20 protein-coding genes and 1 tRNA gene are annotated in these 22,512 nt (G+C 71.3%); 8 read left to right on the plus strand and 13 right to left on the minus strand.

All coding sequences use genetic code 11. The features are described 5' to 3' along the window. From ACI6PP_RS18570 to ACI6PP_RS18600, 7 genes are all read right to left on the minus strand, one after another. Nucleotides 1-1,877, minus strand: a 1,877-nt coding sequence (locus tag ACI6PP_RS18570) for a putative bifunctional diguanylate cyclase/phosphodiesterase (protein WP_421113111.1), incomplete at its 3' end; no start/stop codon positions are given. A gap of 44 nt (nucleotides 1,878-1,921) precedes the next feature. Next, nucleotides 1,922-2,458: a heme NO-binding domain-containing protein gene (locus ACI6PP_RS18575; RefSeq protein ID WP_421113112.1), complete on the minus strand. Its 537-nt coding sequence runs from the start codon at nucleotides 2,456-2,458 to the stop codon at nucleotides 1,922-1,924. A 246-nt stretch (nucleotides 2,459-2,704) separates the two neighbouring features. Continuing rightward, nucleotides 2,705-3,061, minus strand: coding sequence for a hypothetical protein (locus ACI6PP_RS18580; RefSeq protein ID WP_421113113.1), 357 nt, complete (start codon nucleotides 3,059-3,061; stop codon nucleotides 2,705-2,707). 4 nt (nucleotides 3,062-3,065) lie between these two features. Then, complete coding sequence (locus ACI6PP_RS18585) at nucleotides 3,066-4,835, minus strand: ThiF family adenylyltransferase (RefSeq protein WP_421113114.1); 1,770 nt, start codon at nucleotides 4,833-4,835, stop codon at nucleotides 3,066-3,068. 4 nt (nucleotides 4,836-4,839) lie between these two features. Next, on the minus strand, nucleotides 4,840-5,073 hold the full coding sequence (locus ACI6PP_RS18590) for a hypothetical protein (protein ID WP_421113115.1): 234 nt from the start codon (nucleotides 5,071-5,073) through the stop codon (nucleotides 4,840-4,842). 72 nt (nucleotides 5,074-5,145) lie between these two features. Further along, a complete protein-coding gene (locus tag ACI6PP_RS18595) occupies nucleotides 5,146-6,627 on the minus strand; it encodes an alpha-amylase family protein (protein ID WP_421113116.1) in 1,482 nt (493 codons plus the stop codon). Nucleotides 6,628-6,634: 7 nt separating this feature from the next. Then, nucleotides 6,635-7,522, minus strand: coding sequence for a tyrosine-type recombinase/integrase (locus ACI6PP_RS18600; protein ID WP_421113117.1), 888 nt, complete (start codon nucleotides 7,520-7,522; stop codon nucleotides 6,635-6,637). A gap of 293 nt (nucleotides 7,523-7,815) precedes the next feature. Here ACI6PP_RS18600 and ACI6PP_RS18605 point away from each other — a divergent pair, with 293 nt between their 5' ends. The 5 genes from ACI6PP_RS18605 to ACI6PP_RS18625 all read left to right on the plus strand — a co-directional run bounded on the left by ACI6PP_RS18605 (nucleotide 7,816) and on the right by ACI6PP_RS18625 (nucleotide 12,804). Then, entirely contained in the window at nucleotides 7,816-9,429 is a 1,614-nt protein-coding gene (locus ACI6PP_RS18605; RefSeq protein ID WP_421113118.1) for a hypothetical protein, read from the plus strand. 164 nt (nucleotides 9,430-9,593) lie between these two features. Next, complete coding sequence (locus ACI6PP_RS18610; RefSeq protein WP_421113119.1) at nucleotides 9,594-10,595, plus strand: hypothetical protein; 1,002 nt, start codon at nucleotides 9,594-9,596, stop codon at nucleotides 10,593-10,595. A gap of 172 nt (nucleotides 10,596-10,767) precedes the next feature. Continuing rightward, nucleotides 10,768-12,222: a hypothetical protein gene (locus ACI6PP_RS18615; RefSeq protein WP_421113120.1), complete on the plus strand. Its 1,455-nt coding sequence runs from the start codon at nucleotides 10,768-10,770 to the stop codon at nucleotides 12,220-12,222. Next, entirely contained in the window at nucleotides 12,222-12,629 is a 408-nt protein-coding gene (locus ACI6PP_RS18620; RefSeq protein ID WP_421113121.1) for an ASCH domain-containing protein, read from the plus strand. The genes ACI6PP_RS18615 and ACI6PP_RS18620 overlap by 1 nt, the downstream gene beginning before the upstream one ends. A 102-nt stretch (nucleotides 12,630-12,731) precedes the next feature. Beyond that, nucleotides 12,732-12,804: transfer RNA gene (locus ACI6PP_RS18625), tRNA-Lys, on the plus strand. 53 nt (nucleotides 12,805-12,857) lie between these two features. On the opposite strand, the gene ACI6PP_RS18630 is transcribed toward ACI6PP_RS18625, so the two are convergent. After that, nucleotides 12,858-14,174 (minus strand): DUF2252 domain-containing protein, encoded by a 1,317-nt coding sequence (locus ACI6PP_RS18630; RefSeq protein WP_421113122.1) that lies wholly within the window; start codon nucleotides 14,172-14,174, stop codon nucleotides 12,858-12,860. A gap of 40 nt (nucleotides 14,175-14,214) precedes the next feature. On the opposite strand from ACI6PP_RS18630, the gene ACI6PP_RS18635 reads away from it, so the two are divergent. The 3 genes from ACI6PP_RS18635 to ACI6PP_RS18645 all read left to right on the plus strand — a co-directional run bounded on the left by ACI6PP_RS18635 (nucleotide 14,215) and on the right by ACI6PP_RS18645 (nucleotide 16,902). Then, nucleotides 14,215-14,988 (plus strand): SDR family oxidoreductase, encoded by a 774-nt coding sequence (locus ACI6PP_RS18635; protein ID WP_421113123.1) that lies wholly within the window; start codon nucleotides 14,215-14,217, stop codon nucleotides 14,986-14,988. Nucleotides 14,989-15,218: 230 nt separating this feature from the next. Continuing rightward, nucleotides 15,219-16,013 (plus strand): M15 family metallopeptidase, encoded by a 795-nt coding sequence (locus tag ACI6PP_RS18640; protein ID WP_421113124.1) that lies wholly within the window; start codon nucleotides 15,219-15,221, stop codon nucleotides 16,011-16,013. Nucleotides 16,014-16,122: 109 nt separating this feature from the next. Further along, the gene (locus ACI6PP_RS18645; protein ID WP_421113125.1) at nucleotides 16,123-16,902 is read left to right on the plus strand and encodes an alpha/beta hydrolase family protein; all 780 of its coding nucleotides are present in this window, start codon (nucleotides 16,123-16,125) and stop codon (nucleotides 16,900-16,902) included. Between the two features lie 4 nt (nucleotides 16,903-16,906). On the opposite strand, the gene ACI6PP_RS18650 is transcribed toward ACI6PP_RS18645, so the two are convergent. The 5 genes from ACI6PP_RS18650 to ACI6PP_RS18670 form a co-directional block, all read right to left on the minus strand. Then, nucleotides 16,907-17,068 carry a hypothetical protein gene (locus ACI6PP_RS18650; RefSeq protein ID WP_421113126.1) on the minus strand — a complete coding sequence of 54 codons (162 nt, stop codon included), beginning with the start codon at nucleotides 17,066-17,068 and terminating at the stop codon, nucleotides 16,907-16,909. 148 nt (nucleotides 17,069-17,216) lie between these two features. Next, nucleotides 17,217-18,377: a peptidoglycan-binding domain-containing protein gene (locus ACI6PP_RS18655; protein ID WP_421113127.1), complete on the minus strand. Its 1,161-nt coding sequence runs from the start codon at nucleotides 18,375-18,377 to the stop codon at nucleotides 17,217-17,219. 141 nt (nucleotides 18,378-18,518) lie between these two features. Further along, a complete protein-coding gene (locus ACI6PP_RS18660) occupies nucleotides 18,519-19,055 on the minus strand; it encodes a hypothetical protein (RefSeq protein WP_421113128.1) in 537 nt (178 codons plus the stop codon). Next, entirely contained in the window at nucleotides 19,052-20,971 is a 1,920-nt protein-coding gene (locus ACI6PP_RS18665) for a glycosyltransferase family 39 protein (protein WP_421113129.1), read from the minus strand. Before ACI6PP_RS18665 ends, ACI6PP_RS18660 begins: the two co-directional genes overlap by 4 nt. Next, complete coding sequence (locus ACI6PP_RS18670) at nucleotides 20,968-22,230, minus strand: bifunctional glycosyltransferase family 2/GtrA family protein (RefSeq protein WP_421113130.1); 1,263 nt, start codon at nucleotides 22,228-22,230, stop codon at nucleotides 20,968-20,970. Before ACI6PP_RS18670 ends, ACI6PP_RS18665 begins: the two co-directional genes overlap by 4 nt. Nucleotides 22,231-22,512: the final 282 nt, after the last annotated feature.

Raw genomic sequence — 22,512 nt, forward strand, 5'->3', positions numbered from 1 at the left:
TCGGCCGGTGCTGCGGGCAGGAAGAGGTATCCCTGTGCCTCGTCGCATCCCATGGCGTCGAGCATGTAGAGGGTCTCGAGATCCTCGACGCCCTCGGCGACGACGCGCAGGTCGAGGTTGTGCGCGAGCTGGATGGTGGAGCGGACGAGCACCCCGTCTCGGGCGTCGACGGTCATGGTCCCGACGAAGCCCCGGTCGATCTTCAGCTTGTTCACCGGCAGCTGCTTGAGCTGGGCCATGGAGGAGTAGCCGGTGCCGAAGTCGTCGATGGAGATGGTGATGCCCGCATCGCTGAGCGATCTCAGCGATCGCTCGGCGACAGCGGGGTCCTGGAGCATGCTGGACTCGGTCACCTCGAGCTCGAGCAGGCGCGCCGGAACGCCTGCGGCATCCAGGAAGGTGATGACCTGCTGGGGGAAGTCCAGATCCCGCAAGGAGCTCGCCGAGATGTTGACGGCGACCGGTAGGTGGAGTCCCTGCTCGGTCCACGCCTTCAGCTGGTCGATCACGGTGCGCAGGACCAGAGTGGTCAGGGGTCGGATCAATCCGGTGGACTCGGCCAGGGGAATGAACTCACCTGGTGACACGGTGCCGCGCTCGGGGTGGGTCCAGCGGATCAGGGCCTCGGCCCCCAGCACCGTCGAGGGGGCCGCCACGTCGATCTTGGGCTGGTAGTGCACAGCCAGCTGGTCCCCGTCGAGTGCGCAGCGCAGTGCAGCGGCCAGCCCGAGGCGGTCCGAGCTGTGCTGGTCGCGAGCCGGCTCGTAGACGACGAGGCCGCCGCGGCCGGCCTTGGCCTCGTTCAGGGCGACACCCGCTTGGCGCATCAGGGTGTCCGCGTCACCACCGGCCGCAGGTGAGACCGCGAGCCCGATGCTCGCATCGACGTGCACCTGGACACCGGCGGTGAAGAACGGGACCGCCAGGGCGGAGCGGGCCTGTCGGGCGGCGTGCTCGACGGCGGCACGGTCGGGACCGGTCAGGACGAGTCCGAACTCGTCACCGCCGAGCCTGGCGATGGTCTCACCCGCAGGCAGGGCATCAGAGAGCCGAGCTGCGACTGACCGCAGGAGCTCGTCACCTGGTGCATGGCCCAGGGTGTCGTTGACCTCCCTGAAACGGTCGAGGCCGAGGACGGCGACGGCGGTCGAGGACGGGACTGGGCTTTCCTGCCCCAGCCTCTGGCCCACCAGCTGAAGGAACCGGTGCCGGTTGGGCAGTCCCGTGAGCGTGTCGTGGTTGGCCTCGAAACGCAGTGACTGCTCGGTGGCGACGCGTTCCACGACGCGAGCCAGGTGCTCGCTGATCTGGGCCAGGATTCGCAACAGCTGGGAGTCCGGCTCCACCACGTTCGTGGACAGGCACTCGAGCACGGCGGCGACCTGATCGTCGACCACGACGGGGAAAGCGACCGCTCCGTGCAGGCCGGCGGCCCGGGCGGCCGAGACGCGTCGGTAGCCCGGGTCCTCGACGATGTCGCGGATCCAGGCCGGCTCGGCGCCCCGCAGGACCGCACCGATCACACCGTCGCCGGGTCCGAACCGCAGGTGGGTGGACGCCGACAGGAATGTGCCGTGGAGAGCACGGTCGCGGCAGTAGCCGCCGGCGGCGACCTGCAGGGTCCCGCCGTCGGCGCCCTGGACCCATGCCTGACCGACGGGCCAGTCCAGGTGGACGCACAGCTGCTCCAGCGCGGTGCTGAATGCCTGCTCGGTGGTGCGCGCGGCATTGGCGCCCGCAGCGACAGACTCGAGCAGAGCAAGCTCCTGTTGGCGATCGTAGAGCTCCCGGGTGCTCCGCTCGGCGATCGCCTCGGCCTCGCGGCGGGCGCGTCGCTCGCGCTCCAGCCTGCGCTGGACACGAGCCAGGGTGTCCACGAGGTCAGCGTCCGCCCGGGTGGGCGGGGTGTCCTCGTGGCGACTCACGGGTGCGACACCACCAGCAAGCAGTGGTCGTCATCTCGCTTCATGCAGCGGGGCTGGGTGATGACCAGGTCCTCACCGAAGTGGTCGCCGGCCCCGTAGAGCAGCCCCTCGGCGAACGAGCACATCTGTCGCGCGGACCGGTACTCCATGCCCAGGGCCGACGGGTCCGACGTGTCGAAGGCGAACTGGGGAGTAGCCGCACCGGGGTACAACTTGTGCACCTCGGGATGGATGACCTCGTTCAGGCCCAGCGCGAACGAGCGAGTGCCGTAGTGGCGGGAGAAGAGCCCGGGGTAACGCTGGACGAAGATGGGCATGGCCTGCCGCCCGATCCATCGCACGATGTCGTCGGCGGGCGTCTCCAAGGCGGCCGATGCGGCCGCGACCAGACGACCCAGGTCTGCGTCGGGGTAGTCCCCCAGCGAGGTGTACGCACCATCAACCCCCGCCTGATCGACCAGCGCGTCCCAGGTGTCCTCACCATGCTCGGCTGTCACGATGTCTTCGACGAGGTTGAAGATGATCCCTTTCACACCGTCATGATCGGCACCGGAGCTTCGGACCTGAGGGCCCACCGAAAACCCGTGTCGCACAGCTCTGAGCGAGGCATGACCACAGCACGAACGTCAACCGGTCATCCTGAGGGCGGTCCATTGCGCGTTCGAGCGGCGAGTCCCAGAAGCCCTGTCCGGAGAACTGTCCGGTGCCGGTGGGCTTTGCGGGCGACGGCCGCCAGACCGAAGCGTCTCCCGTAGCGGTTCGTGACATCGCCCTGCGGTCTAGGCGCCTGCACCGGATCGGGGCTCCGGTAGCAGCCGTCGGATCGTCACGATCGTCGACGAGATTCGGTAGTGCTCGCTGAGAGCCGGCCCGGCGGATGGCTCGTCGAACCAGATGAAGAGTCTGCTGCCGATGCACGGGTAGGTCTGGACGCGTGTGATGCGTTGAGCGGTGCCGTCGTACGGCATGCGGCCGGCGCTGCTGGTCAGTCGAGGGAACCGCGTGAACAGGCGACGGTCCAGATCCCAGACGTGCTGCGCTCCGACGGTGGAGATCAGCCAGACACCGGTGTCGTCCGGCCCCAGCCGGTCCACCGTGCCGGGCTCCGCGGTCCAGGTTCGGCCGTCGAAGTGCACCGCCTCATTCATAGACCTGGCCCCACGGGGCGTCAGAGAGGTGGTTGCCGCATTCGGGGTGGCGGCGCAACGCCTGGGTGGACCAGGTGAGAGGGGCGGCTCGCCCCGCTTGGTCTCGCATCGCGGCCGTGTTCAGGTCGTCGAAGTCGTTGTCGTCCGCCAAGAGGGTGTGGATGCTCAGGCGGGCGGCGTGGGCGGCGATTCCGGCGAGGTCGGCGCCGGTGGCTACGTACGTGGACTCGGGGCAGCCCGTGGGGGCGACGGTGCCGCCGGTGGTGGCAGCAGGTGGCGTCGGGACGGTGTGGCCGTGTCGGTGGTGCTGCAGGCATCCCCAACAGCCAGAGGTGGTCCCGGGGCGGATGCGGGCGACGACGCCGCCCCAGCCGCCGGCGGTCGCCGAGGCGTGGACGAACGGGACGCGGGCGGTTGCGCAGAGCGCGGCGAGGTAGCGCGAGCAGGTGGGGTAGGCGGTGGTGTCGACGACGAGGTCGGCGCCTGCGACGAGGTCGAGGACGAACTCGTGGTCGTTGCCGGCGTTGTCGCGGTCTGACCGTGGGACGGCGCCGAGGCGCATGATCCAGGGGCTGACGTGGGTGTGGGGGGAGTCCTGCAGGATCTGTGTCTCGTGGGTCCAGACCTTGGGCAGGCCGGCGTAGATGATGGGTGCGTGCTGGCGGCAGCCGGTGGCGGGGTCGCTGACGTCGCCGTCGATGAGGTCGAGACCACCGACACCGGCGCGGGCGAGGTCGTGGGCTACCGGTCCACCGAGACCGCCGAGGCCGACGACGACGACCTGCTTGTCGGCCAGGGGGATGGTCTCGGGGCGGCGCTGGGCGATGTCGCCGGGGCCGGCGGGGGCGCCGGTGAGGGTGGCGTGGGTCCAGGCCTTGCCGACCGAGGGGCGGGCCCGGACGACGAAGAGCCACTCGTGCCCGTCGGTGGTGCGGTAGTGGGTCTCGGAGGGGACCAGCGCGGCGAGGAGCTGGAAGTGCGGGCTTGGTCTGGGCCCGGTCCGGCATGCGCCGTTGACGGCGCGGTCGACGTCGGCCATCTGCTGCCAGGTCTGTGCTGGTGGGGCGGTGGGGTCGTGGCCGTTCCAGCGGACCCAGCGGCCGACCAGCCGGTAGGGGAAGCAGTCCAGGACCTCGGGGCGGAACGTGCGCAGGTGCAGTCCGGGTGCGGTGACCGCTTCGACCACACCGGCACCGAGAACGTGGCTCTCACCTTGACGGAACCGCACGGTGATCAGACCGCCGGGGATCTCGGGTGGGACGCGCCACGCGCCGTCGACGAGGACCTGGGCGTGCTGGTCCGCTGTGACCTCGCGCAGCGCCGGTTCGGGTGTCTGCGCCTCGAGGTGGGTGTCACCGCCATCGGCGGCTAGCGCGGCAGGGAGCTGTTCGGCGAGCAGGCTGGCGGCGCTGTGGTCGACGTTCCAGTCCGCTGCGCTGATCAGGCAAAGCTCACCGGTCTTGGTCGCCCGGTGCCGGGTGAGTCCGAGCGCGTTGGCGGGGTCGTAGACCCGTGGCGGGAAGTACGGGTAGGTGGGCGGGAACGTCACGGTCAGGCCGGCGTCGCCGAGGCGCTCGGCGACCTGGGCGGCGCTAGGCGGCCGGGGGTCGTCGGCCGCGCGTTGTTCGGGCCAGATGGTGACGGTGATGATGCCCTCGCCTTCGCGGATGTCGGTGATCTTGACCCGCCAGCCGTCTTCGACCAGCGCGACCAGCTCGGCGGCCCACCGTTCGGGCTCGCGGGCCCACCAGAACGCGAACACGGTGTCAGCCGACCGGGGCGGGGTGGTCCGAGGCCGGGCCTTGGTATGCCGGTGGGGTGAGGTCTTCCTCGACGGTCTCGGTGGTCTTCTCGACGACCTTCTCGGTGCGTCGGTGGACGCGGGTGGTGGTGCGAACGAGCTTCCCGCCGACCTGCTCGACGGTGGTCGTCTCGTTCGCGGTGTCACCCCGATCGGTCTGGTCGGTGGGTGGTGTGGGGTCGTGGTCGTGGTCGGGCATGGCAGTGGTCCTCTCGGGGTGTGCTGGTTCGCGCGCCGTCGGAATGACGGAGCGTGGGCTGGGCGGTGCTGATCAGGCGAGGTGGGTTCGGCGGCTGCGGCCGGTGCCGGTGGTGCGTTCGTGTTGGGCGGCTCGTTGCTCGGTGAGGGCGTTGTTGAGCAGAGAGAAGCAGTAGACGTCGACGAGTCCTCGGCGCCAGCCCAGGCTCATGGAGCGGTCGACGAGCAGGGTTCGTTTGAGGTTGGCGTGGAAACTCTCGGCGTCGCTGCGCAGGCCGTGGAGTCGTTGGAAGTCCGCGTCGGCTAGGGGGATGACGCGCAGGTTCTCTGGGCGGCGGGTGTCGCCGTCCTTTCCGGGGTGGGGGCTGAGCCAGACCTCGAAGGTCTCGTGGGCGCAGGTGAGGCGGTAGCCGACGTTGAAGTGGTGCTGGCCGGTTGCGCGGCGGGAGCGCTTGACCGCGGTGCGGGTCGGGGTGGAGGTGACGACGGGGTCGCCGGCGTCGTCGAGGCCGAGCTCGACGACCTGTCCGTTGACGACGCCCAGTAGGTGCGGGCATGTGGTGCCGTTGGCGGTGTGGGTGGCGGTGCCGAGCGGGTAGCTGCGGGCGCGTTTGCCCGCCGGGGTGACGACCAGGGTGGTGCCGTGGGCGTCGTCGGTGGCGCTGGTGGTGGCCATCTTGGCCAGGACGAGGTAGCCGTAGCGGCGCATGATCTGGTCGATGTGGGCGCCGCGCATGGCGCCGTCGTAGATGGCGACCTGGATGCCGGTGCCGGCGGCGCGGTGCACGTCGCCGAGGAGGCTGACGGCGGTGGCGGACTCGGTCCCGGGGGCGGGGATGTGTGCGGCGGCCAGGACGACGCGTTGGTACAGGGCGGGGCCGCGGGTGTGCCAGCAGACGTAGCCGTGGGTCATCGCGGACCCGAGCTGTCCGTGGTGCATCTGCAGGTCGGGGTCGAACCGTCCGACCGGTGAGTCGTGGAGCTGGCCGGTGCGGGGGTCGGGGTAGGCGAGGTGGGTGCTGCCGTCGTCGTCGGTGACCGTGACGGTGACCGGTGGTTTGTACATGGGGCGGATCAGGGTGCCGTCGCCGTACACGGCGCGGGAGGCGTCGGGGTGCGTCAGCGAGCCCGGGCCGTGCTTGTCGAGCAGCCCGATCCGGTTCGCGCAGGCGACCGCCAGCGGCGGGAACGCTCGGGCGAGCTGGGCCAGTCCTTCGTCGGTGGCCAGATGGTGGTCGCGCAGCCAGCGCCAGTGCGCCCAGTTCGGTGGACGCCGGCCGGGCTCGGGGAGGTCTAGGCCGTGGTGGGCGATGGCCTGGATCATCTGCTCGCGTGCCCAGGTCCAGGTCGACGGGTGGGCCAGGTCTAGCTCCATCCGCACCCCCGACCTGGACACGCGGGCCAGGACGCCGAACGCGAGGACGGCGTAGGTGGGGTTGGTGGGGCGCCGGCCGACGCGGCGTTCCCAGGTCAGGGAGCCGGCGAGGTCGTAAAGGGTGCGCGAGCCCAGCACGGCGCGCATCCGTCCCAGGGTGTCGGTGTGTTCGCGTCCCATGGCCCGGTCATCTCCACTCGAGGGCGACGTCGGCGGCTGCGGAGTCCAGAGTTCGGGCGCCGAGGCGTCGGGCGACCTGGTCGATGGGCATGCCGGCGTCCAGCAGGTGGCGCCCGGCCCAGTTGCGCACTGATGCCGGACGGACGTCGGCCTCGGCGGCCAGCCCGGCGAGGTCGAGGATCGCGGCGACGGCGTTGCAGACCGCGGCTTGGGCCTTGGCCTCACCGGGTGTGGCTTTGCCGCGATAGGTGAGCAGCGTGTCCGGGGTGCTGCGTCGTTCGTCGAGGGTGGCGAGCTGGCGGGCGACGATGGTCCGTCCCCACTCGGACAGCTCGCCCAGGCGGGGGTCGTGGCGGCGGGTGCCCGGTAGCTGGACCCAACGGGGGCTGTGTGGGTCGTCGACGTCGCCGACCCTGATCGCGGAGATCTCGCTGGAGACGGCGGTGGCCTCGGCGAGCGCCCAGCAGACCGCCCGTTGCAGCGACACCCCGCCTGCTTCGCCGAGGCGGGCGCTGGTGCGACCCAGGGTGATCTCGGCATCGGTGAGCGGGCGTGCGGTGGTGCCGGTGCGGGCGGGGAGCTGCAGGTCCAGGGTCGGGTCGGTGACGTCGTACCCGAGCTCACGCAGGCTGCGGAACATCATCCGCAGGCTGGTGCGTCTCGCGTGCTGCGTGGTCAGTTCCGGTGGGCGGCCCTTGGCCGTCGTCGCGGCCACGAAGCCGCGGCAGTGAGCCAGGGTGATCTGAGCCGGGTCGGTGACGTTCTGGGCTGCCAGGCGGCGCGCGAAGCGGGTGATCGTCTCCCCGCACCGGTCCAGGGTCTGCTCGGTGAACTCCCCGCCAGCAACCCACCGGTCGCGAACCCGGTCGATCGCCGCCTCCATGGGCGTGGCCATGTCGTCGACTGGCAGGACCTGCGCTGCTTGTCCTGAGCGTTGTTCGTCGGTCATGGCTGCTCCCTCACCCGGACGCTATGCCTGCCACTCCGGCGGTGTCACCGCCAGAACGGGGCCAGAACGCAGACGCGGCAGCCCCGGAACGCATCGCATCCCCCAAAAGGGGGATGCGGTCTCCCCCGAACTGCCCCGACCGATGGGGGCATTTGGGCGACGACCCGGACAGGACCTCGGACCGACCGTGGACGTGCAGACAAAACAGTCCGCGCCACGACTCTCGGGAGGACCCCGCCATGCCCTACGCACGCCAGACCAAGCGCTCGGACAACGCCGGCACGAGCAAGATTGTCGACCCCGAGCAGCTCAAGAACCTCTTCCGGTTCCCCACCCTGTACGCCCTGGGTGACCTGGTCACCGAGGCGCTGACCCGCCACGGACGCGGCCGCAAGCCCTACCCGTACACCGCGCTGCTGATCATCGTCGTCGCCGCCCGCGTCACCGCGTCGCTGCCCGAGGCCCTGAAGATGCTCCGCGACCCCGCCTTGTGGGAGGAATGCAGCGACCGCTACGCCAGCTACACCGGCGGCCAGCGGCTGCCGATGAACCCGCCCACCCGGGCACAGGTCACGTTCTTCCGGGACCAGATCACCACCCACCCGACGCTGCTCGCGGACCTGCAGACCGAGTTCCAGCGCAACTCGATCAGGCAGGCGCAGCACCTGGGCAACCTCAAGACCGACGTCGCCCCCGACTGGAGCGAGCCCCACGAGCAGAACCTGGTCTACGGGGACGGCACCATCCTTGCGCCCTACAGCGACGTGTACACCGTCACCCACCCCCGGACCGGTGAGTCGATCGTGATGGGCAGCCGCGCGAAGTCCCCCGCCTCCGCGCGCATCCAGACCGTGCTGTCGCGCACCGAGGAGGACGACAAGCGCACCCGCGGCATCAACTTCGTGGCCATGCACACCTGGACCCGCAAGGGCCGAGTCGTGCTCGGCACCGCCAGCGCGTTGCACGCCGAGTCCTGGGCCGCGCTCGACCTCCTGGACACCCTGGCCGCCACCGCGGCCGGAGGCATCCACACCCTGGTCTACGACCGCGCCATCACCGGATGGCACGTGGACTACCTGATGGCCAAGCACCGCGTCCAAGTCATCGGAAAAGCGGTCGGCCGGGCGCGCGACGGCCAGGACGACGAGCGCGAGCAGAGCCACTCACCGGACCGCGTCGCCCGGCTGGCGGCCGAGTACGAGGCCGAGCCCTCACCGGACGTGAACCAGATGCTGCGGCACGACCTGCTGCTGGCGCGGCACTTCTCCAACAAGCCCCTGCCGCTGGGCACGTCGCAGTACCTCACCAGCAAGGAGAAGATCGACTTCGTCCGCAGCCGCACCCACCACCTGCCCGCGTTCGTGCACGACGGCCCGGCCGGGACCTGCGAACACAGGCTGGCCGTCGACGACGGCAGCCTGTACGAGATCGGCCCTGACGAGGACTACGACTTCGACCTCAAGCTCCAGCACCTGCCCTGCACCCGGTCGACACCAACCCGGCGCCCCGACGGCAGGTGGGGCACCCGCAACACCTTCTCGTTGCGCTGCGGCGACCGCACCCACGAGGTCGTACGCGAGTGGGAACCCGACGGAACGCGTTACTACCGCGGGGACAAGGACCGCGAGAAGATCGACCGCATCGGGTGCGACCTGCGACCGCTTAGCCGCGCCATCGGCGAGCAGTTCGCCAAGGTCTTCGGCCGGCGCAACGACTCCGAGTCCTACAACAAGTGGATGCAGAACACGACCCAGCACGCAGGACGCGCCGCCACCTCCACCCTCGAGGGCCAGGAGCTTGACTTCCTCAGCGCCGCCGTCCTGAACAACTCCAACACCTGGCACCGGCCCTGAACTTCACGGTCACGACAAAGGCCCACCACGACCCGTCGTGGTGGGCCTTCTGCGTCGTCACCCACCGCTTCAGGTGTGTGACCGAGGACACAGGTCTGGGGACTGCGCCCATCCGCTAGGCCCGGACCTTCCTTCCCATCCGCACCAACAGATGGGAAGACACGATGACCACCACCAAGAAGAACGCCCGCCAGGTCGCGGACTACGTGGGTCTGGACGACATGCGCGACGCGCTCATGGAGCTCGACGCCGAGTTCGCGATCCTTCCCGCCCACGCGCGCGCGGAGATCCTCGCCGACGTCGACCTCGTGATCACCGCCGCCAAGAACCACGGCAGCCACAGCGCCTCGGCCCTGCGTACCAACCACCGCAAGATCCTCGTCGACATGACTGGCCTGTCCGAGACCACCGACCTCGTCAAGTTTCACAAGACCGACGTCGCGAACACCCTGCACCGCTACCGCAACGCCGTGGTCATGCTGCTCATCGCCGGTGCGCACTACCTGAACACCGGCGCCGCCCCAACGGTCCGCGCGGCGGTCAAGCTCCAGACCCGAACCACCCTCACCGCCCGCCCCCTGACCGACGACGAGATCGCGCTCTGCCGCACCTGGGTTGCCGCCACCCTCGTCCGCAAGCCCAACCACCGCCCCTCCTACGCCTACGCGCTCCAGGACGCCGGCGCCAACCCCGCCGAGAGCACCCGCGTCACCCTCGACGACTTCGACGACGACGAGAACCCCCACGAGGTCAAGGTCCTCGGCAACGCCCACCCCACCGCACCGGTCCACCCCCGCAACCTCCTCCTCGACGGCTTCGGCCGCACGATCCTCCAACGCCTCACCTCCGCCGCCTACCGCGCCAACAACCACGAGACCCCGCTGACCTTCGAGGGCAAGAGCAAGCCCGGCAGCGCCGCCGCCAGCGCCTCGGCCAGCGGCGTCGCCGACAACATCCTGCGCACGCTCGGACTCAAGAACGGCGACGTCACCGCCGCCGCTGTCGTCCTCTGGCGCATCAAGACCGTCTGGGACCTCCACGGCCAGGACGCCGCCATGTCCATCTCCGGCCGCACCGAGGTCGCCCACATCTGCAACCGCATCTACCCCGCCGGCCTGCCCCGCATCCCCTCCGCCGTCGAAGAGCCGGTGATCCTGCGCTTCTGAGCGGCAGCGAGCGCCGCTTGCCACGCGCCTGGTCCGCCTGTGCCCTGGCGGGGTCCCTACCCGTGGCATTGCAGCAATCTCGGGACACCCCGCCGCAAAGCACCTAACCTTCCCGTACTCGACGATCGGGGTAGGGCACATGCCGGGACCGGGCGAGGGGCTGGGCGCTTCCTTGACGCTCCTCATCGACTCCAACGTGTTCATCGCCGTCGAGGACCACTCCACCTCCTCGCACGTGAACGGACCGGCCGCGGCCGAACTTCACCGGCTCGCCGCCCGCCTCGGACATCGCATCGTCATCAGCCACGGCACTCGTTCCGATCTGCTGCGCGCACCCGATCCCTTGAAGGGGCAGCGACAGAGAGCGCTCGACCGCTACCTGGTCTTGAGCCCGGTCAAGGACGACCCCGTGCTCGCCGCACAGTTCCCCGCCGTGCGCGGTCCGAACGACCAGGCCGACCTTGAGGTCGGATCCGCCTTCGCGACAGGTGTTGCCCATTGGCTCGTCACCGAGGACGCGAAGCTGCGCGGGCGTCTTCAGCGCGCCGGACACAGCGACGTGTTCGCGCTCACCGAGGCCATCGAAGCCCTCAACTCTCAACTGGCGACGCCGACAGCACTCCCCACCGTCGAGACCGTCGACGCCTACGAGCTCGACTCACATGCCGACATCTTCACCACGCTCAAGGCCGACTACGACGGGTTCACGCACTGGTGGCGCACCAAGGTCTGCGCCGGGAACCGCAAGGCCATCATCCTCGGCACGGCCGGCGCCCCGCAGGGCCTGTGCGTACCCAAGCTGGAGCACGACCGCCCCCACGGCCTCGAGGGCACGGTCCTCAAGCTCTGCACCTTCAAGGTCTCGGACGGATTCCGCGGCGTCGCACGAGGCGAGCTCCTCCTGCAAGCAGCCATCGAGACCGCTCGACAGCACAGCGTGGGAACCCTGTACTTGGAGGTGCTCCCGGACAAGGAGGACCTGATCGTGTGGCTCGCGAGGTTCGGGTTCGAGGTCCGTCCGGGGCACTCGACCCCGCGCGGGGAGGCCGTGTACGTGAAGCACCTCATCCCGCCCGCCGATCGCGCTCCCCGCCACCCCCTCGAGCACGCCATCGCGCACGGGCCCGGACACGTACTCGTCCACCGGCCGACCGCGGTGCCCATCCAGCCGACGTGGCACCGACAGCTCTTCCCCCAGGCGGACCAGCAAGGCGACCTCTTCACCGGCCTCGACGCCTGCGGCAACGCCATCCGCAAGGTCTACGTGTGCCAGAGCCCGACCCGGTACCTCGACCCTGGCGACACGCTCCTATTCGTCCTCACCGGCACCGGCGACACCCGCGTCACGGCCATCGGCGTGGTGGAGGAGACATTGGTGACAGCGGATGCGGGACAAATGCTGGGCTTCACGGCATCGCGCAGCGTGTACAGCGCCGACCAGATCCGTCAGTGGTGCAAGGTAGAAACACTTGCGATCCGCTTCCGACTCGACCGCGTCCTCAACGAACAATGGCCGCTCGCCGAGTTGGAAGAGCACGGGCTGCTGAAGAGCTCGCCCCAGAGCATCACCCGACTCAAGGACGGAGCCACGGCGTGGGTCAACGACAGGTTGGCAGAGTCGCTCTGATGTCGATCCACCCGCAGTACGCACACGGGATCCTCGCCGGCACCAAGACCGTGGAGTTCCGAAAGCGACGCCTTGCGGACGACGTCACCCACGTCGTTGTCTACGCCACCGCCCCCGTGAGCGCCGTTGTCGGCGCGTTCGAGATCGAGGCGCAGCACACTCTTGACCCCACCACCCTCTGGGAGACCTTCCAGGCGGTCGCTGGCATCTCGCGCGACGGCTTCTTCTCCTACTTCGCCGGCCGCCCCCACGGGACTGGTATCGAGGTCCGTGAGGCCGTCGCCTTCGACGCCCCGCTCTCCTTGCTGGACGACTTCGAGGTCAAGCACCCGCCGCAGAGCTTTCAGTACCTCGCCGAGCATCACGCCCGCCGCACTCTCGCCGGTATGGCGACCGCCTCCGCCTGAACGGGGACAGCTGTCTGGACGGCAGTTACGCTGACCAACCAGGGGTGGCGAACTACACGGGAGTTGTCCCGAGGTTTCTCCCGTTTAAAGTCCGCACCCCCCGGGCCTCTAGCTCAATGGTCAGAGCTGCGGACTTTTAATCCGTAGGTTGTGGGTTCGAGTCCCACGGGGCCCACCCTCGTCCCGATCCCGCGGCGCCGGGAACAGCACGCCGACACGGTGCGGGGGTCAGTCGGCGGCGGAGACGCCGCCGATGCTGCCGGAGCGGAAGGCGCCGACGAACAGGGCGTGGTCGTCGCGGACGCGGGCGGCGTAGGTGCGGCCGAACTCGACGAGGTCGTCGACGAACGCGTCGCCGTCGCCGATCACGGCGGCGATGGCCTCCTCGGTCTGGAAGTCCACCAGGGTCTGGTCGGAGTCGGCGTCGGAGACGCAGTGGATCTTGGCCGTCGCCCGGCCCAGCTGGGTGACCACCGGGCCCATCTCGTCGGGCTCGTTGACGTCGCCCCAGTCGAGGTCGGACTCGTACGGCGACAGCTCGTCGACCACGAAGCCCACGCCCTCGACGGTGGTGTGGCCGAGGAACGGGTCGGCGTGCACCTGCAGCGCCCGCTGGCTGACGACCGTGCGCTCGCCCTCGTGCGCGAAGTAGCCGCGTGCGGCCGGGAGGTCGATGACGCGTCCCACCGCGGGGACGTTGGCCTGCTTCATCGTCAGCACCACGTCGTTCTCGAGCGCCTGGTTCACGCCCTCGATGAGCAGGCTGTACGCGGGCAGCCCCGCGCTGCCGATGCCGAAGCCCGACGTGGCCACCACGTCCTTGACAGCGTAGAAGTCGCGGTGGTCCTCGCGCTTGCGACGCGGGATCGTCGCCAGGTACCGCCCGTAGGCCTCCATCACGACGGCGCGCTCGTCGTCCTCGAGCGGACGGTTGCGGCTGCCGGTGCGGAAGCGTCGCTCGTGGTCCACCACGACCGACACCGTGTCGAGCAGGCCGCGGCGGCTCGAGCCGCGCGCGCTCTGCAGCACGTCCTGCAGGGCCCCGTCGGTGTTGTCGAGGCGCAGCGCGAACTCGGCGTCGTCCGAGCCGCGAACGTAGGTGTGCACCTGGTCGACGTAGGCACGCAGGTACGAGCGGGTGAGCTCCTCCACCGCCCCCTCGGGCAGCGCCTTCTGCCACCCGAGCAGGGCCAGGCTGGCGACGAAGCGCCGCAGGTCCCAGCTGAAGTGGCCGAGGTAGGCCTCGTCGAAGTCGTTGACGTCGAACACCAGGACCCCGTCGGCGTTCATGTAGGTGCCGAAGTTCTCGGCGTGGAGGTCGCCGTGGATCCACACCCGCGACGTGCGGTCGTCGGCCCAGCGGTCGTCGAGCCCGGCCATGTCGGCGTAGAACAGGCAGGCCGTGCCCCGGTAGAACGCGAAGGGGTCGCCGGCCATCTTGCGGAACTTGGTCCGGAACGCGCGCGGGCTCGCGCGCATCAGGTCGTCGAACGCCTCGACGAGGGTCGACACGATCAGGTCGGTGCGCTCCACGCTCTGGTCCACGCCCGCCACGGTAGCGGCGGCGTGAGGTTTCATGGTGCCCATGGACATCGGACTCGCAGGCAAGGTCGCTCTCGTCCCCGGCTCGACGTCGGGCATCGGGCTCGCCGTCGCTCGGTCGCTGGCGGCCGAGGGCGCGCGCGTGGTCGTGGTCGGCCGTCGCGGCGACCTCGCGCGGTCGGTCGCCGGCGAGCTGCCCGGAGCCGTCGGCGTCGAGGCCGACCTGCTCGACCCCGACGGTCTCGAGGGACTGGTCGACACCGTCACCCGGGAGGTCGGGCACGTCGACGTCCTGGTGCTCAACGGCGGCGGCCCACCGCGCGGCGTCGCGGCCGACATGACGCCCGCCGGCGCGCGCGACGCTGTCGAGCGGCTGCTGCTCCCCCACGTCCGCCTCGTCGAGGCGTTCCTGCCCGGCATGCGCGAGCGCGGCTGGGGACGGGTGGTCGCCGTCGGGTCGTCGGGCGTGCAGGAGCCGATCCAGGCGCTGGCCGCGTCCAACGTCGGACGCGCCGCGCTCGCGGGCTACCTGAAGTCGCTCGCGTCGGACGTCGCGCGCGACGGCGTCACCGTCAACATGGTCCTGCCCGGGCGCATCGACACCGACCGGGTCGCCTCGCTCGACGCCCTCACCGCCGACGGCTCGGGCCGCACGAGCGACGAGGTGCGCGCCGCGTCCGAGGCCTCCATCCCGGCCGGGCGCTACGGCCGTCCGGACGAGTTCGCCGCGGTGGTGACCTTTCTGGCCGGCGAGCCCGCCTCCTACGTCACGGGCGAGCAGGTGCGGTGCGACGGCGGGATGGTCCGGCACCACTGACCTGCCGACCGGTGACGCGACACCGCCCGGCGGGGCCGTCCGCGTCGTACGGGGGAGACGCGCGGTGGGCCGCCGCCGGACGGCGCCGATCCGGGGGACGCCTCATTCATTCCCCCGTCGTTGACCGCTCAAACACCCGGTCTCCGTCGAGTCGGTGTGGCCTCGGTCACAGCAGCGAGGTCGACCCACCCGGGTGGCCCGCCTTGGCCCGGTGGGGGAGGCTGTGCGGCATGCGCCCGACACTCCTGCTCGTGACGTTGACGCTCCTGCTGACGGCCTGCTCCGGCGGCGGGGGCGCAGAGGACGCCGCCGACGAGGCCTCGTCCGCACCGAGCAGCAGCGCCTCCCCGAGCACGGTCGCGCCCAGCACGACACCGGCGCCCACCACCGCCGCACCGACCACGCCCGCCGTGCCCACGACGGCCGACCCGGTGACCACGCCCCTCCCCCGCGCGCAGTGGCGCGAGATGCGACGGCTGGGCATGTGGCGCGAGGGGTGCCCCGCCACGCGCGCCCAGCTGCGCCGGCTCGAGCTGAACTACTACGACTGGGACGGCCAGGTGCAGCGCGGCGTCCTGGTGGTCAACCGCGACGTCGCGCCGAGCCTGTCGAGGATCTTCACCCGGCTGTTCGAGGAGAGGTTCCCCATCCGCCGGATGCAGTCCGTCGAGGCGTACGACGGTGACAGCGACGCGAGCCTGAAGGCCGACAACACTGCCGTGTACAACTGCCGTCGCCCCGACCAGATCAACGCCCCGCCGACGGCCTCGCCGCACGCCAACGGGCGCGCCATCGACATCAACCCCCGCGAGAACCCGTGGATGGACCCGCGCTGCGAGTGCTGGTCACCCATCGCCAAGTACGCCGAGCGCACCGAGGGCAAGGGCAAGATCCTCAAGGGCGGCCTGGTCTGGCGACTGTTCGAGAAGGAGGGCTGGATCTGGCAGAACATCGACGTCGCCGACTACATGCACTTCGACACCGGCTACCCGAGCAAGCCGTGGTCGAGCCCCAGGGACGACTGAACCGGTGACCGGTGACGCGAGGCGGGCTCTGAGCCGGCGACGGATGATCGGGCTCTCGGCCGCGGCGCTCTGGCCGCTCGCCGGGTGCTCACGAGCAGGGGAGGGTGACGTGACGAGGTCCGACGGCGGACGACGGGAGGCCTACGGCCAGGACGAGTCGCAGGTCGGCTGGTTGCACCTGCCCACCGGCGAGCGCCGTCCGGGCGTGGTCGTGGTGGTGCACGGCGGGTTCTGGCGCTCGCAGTACGGCGCCGAGCTGGGCGAGCCGTTGGCCGAGGACCTCGCCGCGCGCGGCTGGGTGGCCTGGAACCTGGAGTACCGCCGCGTCGGCGACGGTGGTGGCTGGCCCGCGACGTTCGAGGACGTCGCCGCCGGGATCGACCATCTCGCCGCGCTGCGCGACGACGACGGTGCGGCGCTCGACCTGTCCCAGGTGGCCGTGGTGGGCCACTCCGCCGGCGGCCACCTCGGCGCCTGGGCGGCCGGCCGCCCCCGGCTCCCCGCCGGCTCGCCCGGGTCGGACCCCACCGTGCGCGTCACGGGCGTGGTCTCGCAGGCAGGCGTGGTCGAGCTGGCCCGAGCCGCCGACGAGGGCGTGGGCGGCACGGCCGTCCCGGACCTGATGGGCGGCTCCCCCGCCGACGAGCCACGGCGCTACGCCGCCGGCGACCCGTCCGCGCTGCTGCCGCTCGGGGTCCCCGTGCGCTGCGTGCACGCGCGCGGCGACTCCAACGTGCCGTTCGACCAGAGCGAGGGGTTCGTCGCGGCCGCGCGGGAGGCGGGGGACGACGCGGCGCTCGTCGAGGCGACCGGTGACCACTTCACGCTGATCGACGTCTCGTCGCCCGACTGGGGACGGTGCGTCGACGCGCTGGAGCAGGTGCTCTGACGACCTAGCCGAGGACGAGGACGAGCAGGACGATCGCGACCGCCCAGACGGCCACGCTGGCCGAGAGGGCGAGGACGAAGCCGGCGAGACCGACCCCGTCCTTGGGTCCGATGGATCGCCGCTCGGCTCCGGGCCCGGGGGTGCCGTGGAGGTGTGAGAGGGACATGTGACGACCCTATGACGCAGACGTGTCGTCGTCCCCCCATAACGGACACAACCACTCGAAGGCGTCAGCCGGCACCACCCGGGCACGCATCCGACGGATGCCCCCATGGCCCGGTGTGGCCATCGTCACCTCACCCCTCCCGTCGGTCTCAGCCGCGCGGCAGCGCCGACCAGAGCGACCGGTCGGCAGCGCCGGTGCGGCGCTGTCCCGCCGACGACTGCGCCTTGGCGACGGCAGCCTTGGTCTTGGCTCCGTAGAAGCCGGTCTGCTGCTTGACGGGCATCCCGAGTGCGATCTGGAGCAGCAGGACCGGCTTGCCGGCCGAGGCCGGGGCGAGTCGCATCGACCCGTAGTGCTGACGCCCGTAGGCCGCGGCCGACGAGCGCGTCATGCCCTTGGCGGCGTCGAACGTGACCCGGGTGGGCTTGATCGACGACCACGTGGCCGCGTCCAGGACGCCGGTCTTGGGCAGGTCGTTGGCCTTCTGGTACTTCTTCAGCGCCTTCCAGGTGCGGGCGTCGAAGCGTCCGGTGCGCTTGGTGCCGATCGCCTTCTGCGCGCGCTTGACGTTCTTGCCCGACGCCCCCAGGTACGTGGTCGGGTACGCGTTGGTCTTGACGGTCGCCGCGACCGCCGGGCACGGCGTGGTGCGGGCGCTCGAGCGGAGCGCCGCCGACTGGCCGGAGAACACGACGCACGGGCCGTGGTCGACGGCGCCGACCCGTCCGGTCCAGAACGACGTCAGCCCGCGGGCACCGGCCCAGCTGAGCGAGACGTGGACGTGGTCGGTGTGCGACTGCGCTCCGTTGTAGTCCCGCCAGCCCATCCGGTACGACGACCAGATCTTCTTGTTGTAGATGACGTACATGACGCCGAGGCGCCGGGCCTGGGCGCCGCCGTTCTTGGTGAGGAAGTCGATGAACTGGCCGGCGGTCTTCTTCTCGGACGGGTTGTTCACGTCGAGCATGTAGTCCCAGCTGCGCCCCTCCTTGTGCTCGGACTGGCCGCCGATCGCGCAGCCGCGGCTGGTGCCGCCGTCGCGACCGATGCCGTAGGTGCGCAGCGCGAGCGAGCGGAGCTTGGCCGTGCCGGGGAGCGTCGCGGGCGAGCACGAGACCTGGGGCTGGTACGACGCGACCGCGTCGAGCGCCGCCGGCTGCGCGACCGGCGCCGTCAGCCCCTTGGGCGACGACGGCGGCGGGGTCGGTGCGGTGGCCGCCTGGGCCCCGCTCGCACCGAGCGTCCCGGTGAGGGCGATCAGCGACACGCCGATCGTCAGTACCGCTGAGATGCGTCGCGCCTGTGCCATCGTTCGCCCTTCGAGTGCCGTGGTCGGGATCATCCTGCGACGACATCCGTGACCTTGTCCTCAAAATGGGTGAGAAATCCTCCTGTGAATGCAGGAGGCCCACCGGACGTCGGTGACGTCCGGCGGGCCGGGTGCCCAGCGTCAGCTGGTGGTGGCGCTGCCGCTCTGGTTCGGCACCGTGCCCTGCTGGTTCGGCACCGTGCCCTGCTGGTTCGGCACCGTGCCCTGCTGGTTCGGGACGGTGCCGGGGCCCTGGTTGCCCTGGCCCTGCTGCGTGCCCTGGCCCTGCTGGTTGGGCATGGTGCCCTGGCCGGGGCCGCCCTGCTGGGGACCGCCGAAGCCGCCGCGTCCCCCGAAGCCGCCCTGCTCGGTGCCGGCCGAGCCGCCGGTGGCGCGTCCGACGACCATCCCGCCGAGGAAGGTGGTGGCCGCGAGCACGGCGCCGGCGATGCCGATCGCGACGGGCTTGCGGGTCAGCACCGACCACCCGCCCGGGGCGTTGATCGCCGAGGTCGGGGTCGGCTGCGCCGCGGACGCGGTGGTGTCGGTCGGCCAGTCGACCGCGGGCGGCGTCGACCCCTGCGGGGCCTGGTCCACCGGTCGGTCGAGCTCGTGGGTGCGGTCCATGTCGTTCTCCTGTCGTGTCTGCTGGATGGGGTTCGTGCCGGGGTCGGTCATGACGCGCTCGTGAGGTCGTAGACGGTGAAGGTGCCCACCGTCGTCGCGGTGAAGGTCTGCTCGACCCAGGTCTGGATCTGGCTGTCGGCCTGGCCCATGCCGCCGCCGCGGCCGTTCGAGCCGCTGGTGACGAAGTAGTGCACCTGGCCGTCGGCCACGAGGGCCTTGAACTCGGCGAGCGTCGGCGAGGGGTCGGTGCCGTTGAAGCCGCCGACGGCCATCACGGGCTCCCCCGAGGCGAGCTGGAGCGGGGCGGCGGCGTTGGCCGTCACCGCCGCGGCGGCCCAGGTGTAGTCGCCCTCCTGGAGCAGCGCGACCATCTCGTCGGTGACGCCGCTGGTGCCGTTGCCGCCGAGGAAGCCGCCCATGCCGCCTCCGCCGCCGGGTCCGCCGCGGGTCGTCGACGAGCCCGACCACGCGCTCGCCGACGGGATCGCGCCGGTGTTGGCCTTGGCCACGGTGGCCGCTGCGGAGGTGGCCGGGCCGAGCAGCGCGGCGACCGCGACGAGGCCGGCGGCCGCGACGGCCGTGCGCCGGGCCCAGCCGTGGGCGAGGTCGGGGCCGACCAGCAGCAGCACCGCGGCGGCGAACCCGGCGACGAGCACCGCCCAGCGGACCCAGCCGTGCGTGCCGGTGTCGCTGAGGAGCCCGAAGGCCGTGCCGGCGGTGAGGACGGTGGTCCCGGCCATCGTCGCGCGGGCCGGCAGCTCGTGGCGTCGCCGCCACAGGACCACCGAGGCGGCGCCGACGAGCGCGCCGATCGCGGGGGCGAGCGCCACCGTGTAGTAGCTGTGGATGATCCCCTGCATGAAGCTGAACGTCAGGCCGGTGACCAGCAGCCACCCGCCCCACACGAGCGCGAAGGCGCGGGTGCGGTCGGTGCGCGGCGCGCGGCCGGCGACGACCACGAGCACCCCGAGGGCGACGAGCGCGGCCGGCAGCAGCCAGGCGATCTGCGAGCCCATCTCGGAGCCGAGCAGGCGGGTCAGGCCGGGCGTGCCCCACTGCCCGCCGGCACCTCCCCCGCCGCCGACCGAGCCGGTCTCGTCGCCGTTCAGGCGGCCGAGGCCGTTGTAACCCAGGGTCAGCTCGAGGATGCTGTTGGTCTGCGAGCCGCCGATGTAGGGACGCGACCCGGCCGGCCACAGCTCGACGGCGAGGATCCACCAGCCGGCGGCGACGAGCATCGTGGCGAACGCGGCGAGCAGGTGCAGCACCCGCCTGCCGAGGCTGACGCGGGCCGCGACGGCGTAGGCCGCGACGAACCCCGGCAGCACCAGGAACGCCTGCATCATCTTGGACAGGAAGGCGAAGCCGACGAGTGCACCGGCCAGGACCATCCAGCGCAGCGCACGCTTGGGCGACTCGATCGCCCGCGACACCGCGTAGGCGGCGACGACCGACAGCAGGACCAGGAGCGCGTCGGGGTTGTTGAAGCGGAACATCAGCGCGGCGACGGGCGTCAGCGCGAGCACCACCCCGGCGACGAACCCGGCGGCGGGGCCGAACCAGCGGCGCACCGATCCGTAGAGGGCCGCGACCGACACGACGCCGAGCAGCGCCTGGGGCAGTAGCATCGAGAAGCTGCTGAACCCGAGCACGCGGGCCGACAGGCCCATCAGCCACAGCGCGGCGGGCGTCTTGTCGACGGTGATCGCGTTGGACGCGTCGAGCGAGCCGAAGAACCAGGCCTTCCAGCTCTCCGAGCCCGCCTGGACGGCGGCGGCGTAGAACTCGTTGGAGTACCCGTTGACCGTGAGGTCCCACAGGTAGAGCAGCGCGGTGCCCGCCAGGAGGGACCAGAAGGCGACGCGCTCGCCGCGACTGCGGCGCGGGGCCCTCGCGGCGGCGCCCGCCGGCCCGTCGGCGACGGGGCCGGCGGAGGCGTCCGCGGGGCGGGTGAGGGTGCTGGTCACGTGGCGCTCCTGAAGACCCAGGCGTGGAACAGCCCGAACTTGACGACGGTGGCGGCGAGGTTGGCGACCGTCAGGGCCACGATCTCGACGGTGGTGGACGGCACGGTGGCGCCCGCGTGGACCAGCGCCAGAGTGCCGGCGGTCAGGCCCCAGCCGACGGCGAAGGTCACCAGCCCCTTGAGGTGGTGGGTGGTGCGGCCGACGCGTCCGCTCACCCCGAAGGTGAAGCGGCGGTTCAGCGCGGTGTTGCCGACGGCGGTGATCAGCAGCGAGGCGAGGTTGGCGGCCTGGGCCCCCATGACGTTGCGCAGCAGCAGGAACAGCACGGCGTACGCGACGGTGCTGAGCACGCCGACGGCGGCGAACCGCGCGAGTCGCACGGGCAGCGGCGCCCGGGTGGGTCCGAGGGTGCGGCGGGCGAACTCCTCGCCCAGCGCCTCGAGGCCGAGCCGTCCGTGGGCGGCGTCGCGACGGACGCGGACGACGCCCTTGAGGTCCTCGAGCACGGTCTTCTTGACGTCGACGCGCGAGTCGGGGTCGTCCACCCAGTCGACCGGCACCTCGTGGATGCGCAGGCCCGCGCGCTCGGCGAGGACGAGCAGCTCGGTGTCGAAGAACCAGCTGCCGTCCTTGACGAGCGGCAGCAGGCGCGCGGCGACGTCGGCGCGCACGGCCTTGAATCCGCACTGCGCGTCGCTGAAGCGGACGCCGAGGGCGGTGCGGAGCAGCACGTTGTAGCCGCGGGAGAGGAACTCGCGGTAGCTGCCGCGGACGACGCGGGATCCGGGGGCCAGCCGGGTGCCGATCGCGACGTCGCTGTGCCGCGACAGCAGGGGGGCCGTCAGCGGCAGCAGGGCGTCGAGGTCGGTGGACAGGTCGACGTCCATGTATGCGAGCACCTCGGCGTCGCTGCACGACCAGACGGTCTTGAGCGCGTTGCCCCGACCCGGCTTCTCCAGCCGGACGGCGCGCACGCCGTCGAGCTCGTCGGCGAGGTCCTGCGCGACCTGCCAGGTGTCGTCGGTGCTGCCGTTGTCGACGATGCACACGTCGGCGGTGAAGGGGTACGAGACGTCGAGGTAGGTGCGCAGGCGCCGGACGCTCGACGCGAGCCCGGCCTCCTCGTTCTTGACCGGCACCAGGATCTCGACGCGGCTCGCGGCGGCGTCGCGGGCACGGTCGGGCAGCGCCTGCGGGGCGAGGGACGGGGGCGGGGTGGGCGTCCGGTCCAGACCCGGAGCGACTGCGGTGGCTTCCATGTCCCGAACTCTGACGCCGCCACCTGCGTGTCAACCCCGACCGACCTGTGGCCTGCCTGTGACTTGGAGGCGGCGGCAGCGCCGGCCGGGGTCCGGGCTCGTGGACGGTCCGTCCGGCCCGGGGCGACGGGAGAATCGAGGTCGTGGTTCGCATCGGGGCCGAACCTCGACTCTCCCGTGCACGGGGCGGGGAGGGCGGCAGCGAGGGACGGGCCGGTGCCCACGACCGCCACCAGCCGGCACCTCGATGCCGATTCTCACGTCCCGCAGACCGAGGAATCG

The sequence above is a fragment of the Solicola agrisoli genome (assembly GCF_049059935.1).
Taxonomy (GTDB): domain Bacteria; phylum Actinomycetota; class Actinomycetes; order Propionibacteriales; family Nocardioidaceae; genus JAURVT01.

Bases quoted from the DNA above. Each gene is read 5' to 3' on its own strand.
- ACI6PP_RS18655 (WP_421113127.1), bottom strand. From the start codon at position 18,377: ATGGCACAGGCGCGACGCATCTCAGCGGTACTGACGATCGGCGTGTCG.
- ACI6PP_RS18610 (WP_421113119.1), top strand. From the start codon at position 9,594: ATGACCACCACCAAGAAGAACGCCCGCCAGGTCGCGGACTACGTGGGT.
- ACI6PP_RS18635 (WP_421113123.1), top strand. From the start codon at position 14,215: ATGGACATCGGACTCGCAGGCAAGGTCGCTCTCGTCCCCGGCTCGACG.
- ACI6PP_RS18670 (WP_421113130.1), bottom strand. From the start codon at position 22,230: ATGGAAGCCACCGCAGTCGCTCCGGGTCTGGACCGGACGCCCACCCCG.
- ACI6PP_RS18620 (WP_421113121.1), top strand. From the start codon at position 12,222: ATGTCGATCCACCCGCAGTACGCACACGGGATCCTCGCCGGCACCAAG.
- ACI6PP_RS18590 (WP_421113115.1), bottom strand. From the start codon at position 5,073: ATGCCCGACCACGACCACGACCCCACACCACCCACCGACCAGACCGAT.
- ACI6PP_RS18650 (WP_421113126.1), bottom strand. From the start codon at position 17,068: ATGTCCCTCTCACACCTCCACGGCACCCCCGGGCCCGGAGCCGAGCGG.
- ACI6PP_RS18605 (WP_421113118.1), top strand. From the start codon at position 7,816: ATGCCCTACGCACGCCAGACCAAGCGCTCGGACAACGCCGGCACGAGC.
- ACI6PP_RS18640 (WP_421113124.1), top strand. From the start codon at position 15,219: ATGCGCCCGACACTCCTGCTCGTGACGTTGACGCTCCTGCTGACGGCC.
- ACI6PP_RS18595 (WP_421113116.1), bottom strand. From the start codon at position 6,627: ATGGGACGCGAACACACCGACACCCTGGGACGGATGCGCGCCGTGCTG.
- ACI6PP_RS18600 (WP_421113117.1), bottom strand. From the start codon at position 7,522: ATGGCCACGCCCATGGAGGCGGCGATCGACCGGGTTCGCGACCGGTGG.
- ACI6PP_RS18660 (WP_421113128.1), bottom strand. From the start codon at position 19,055: ATGACCGACCCCGGCACGAACCCCATCCAGCAGACACGACAGGAGAAC.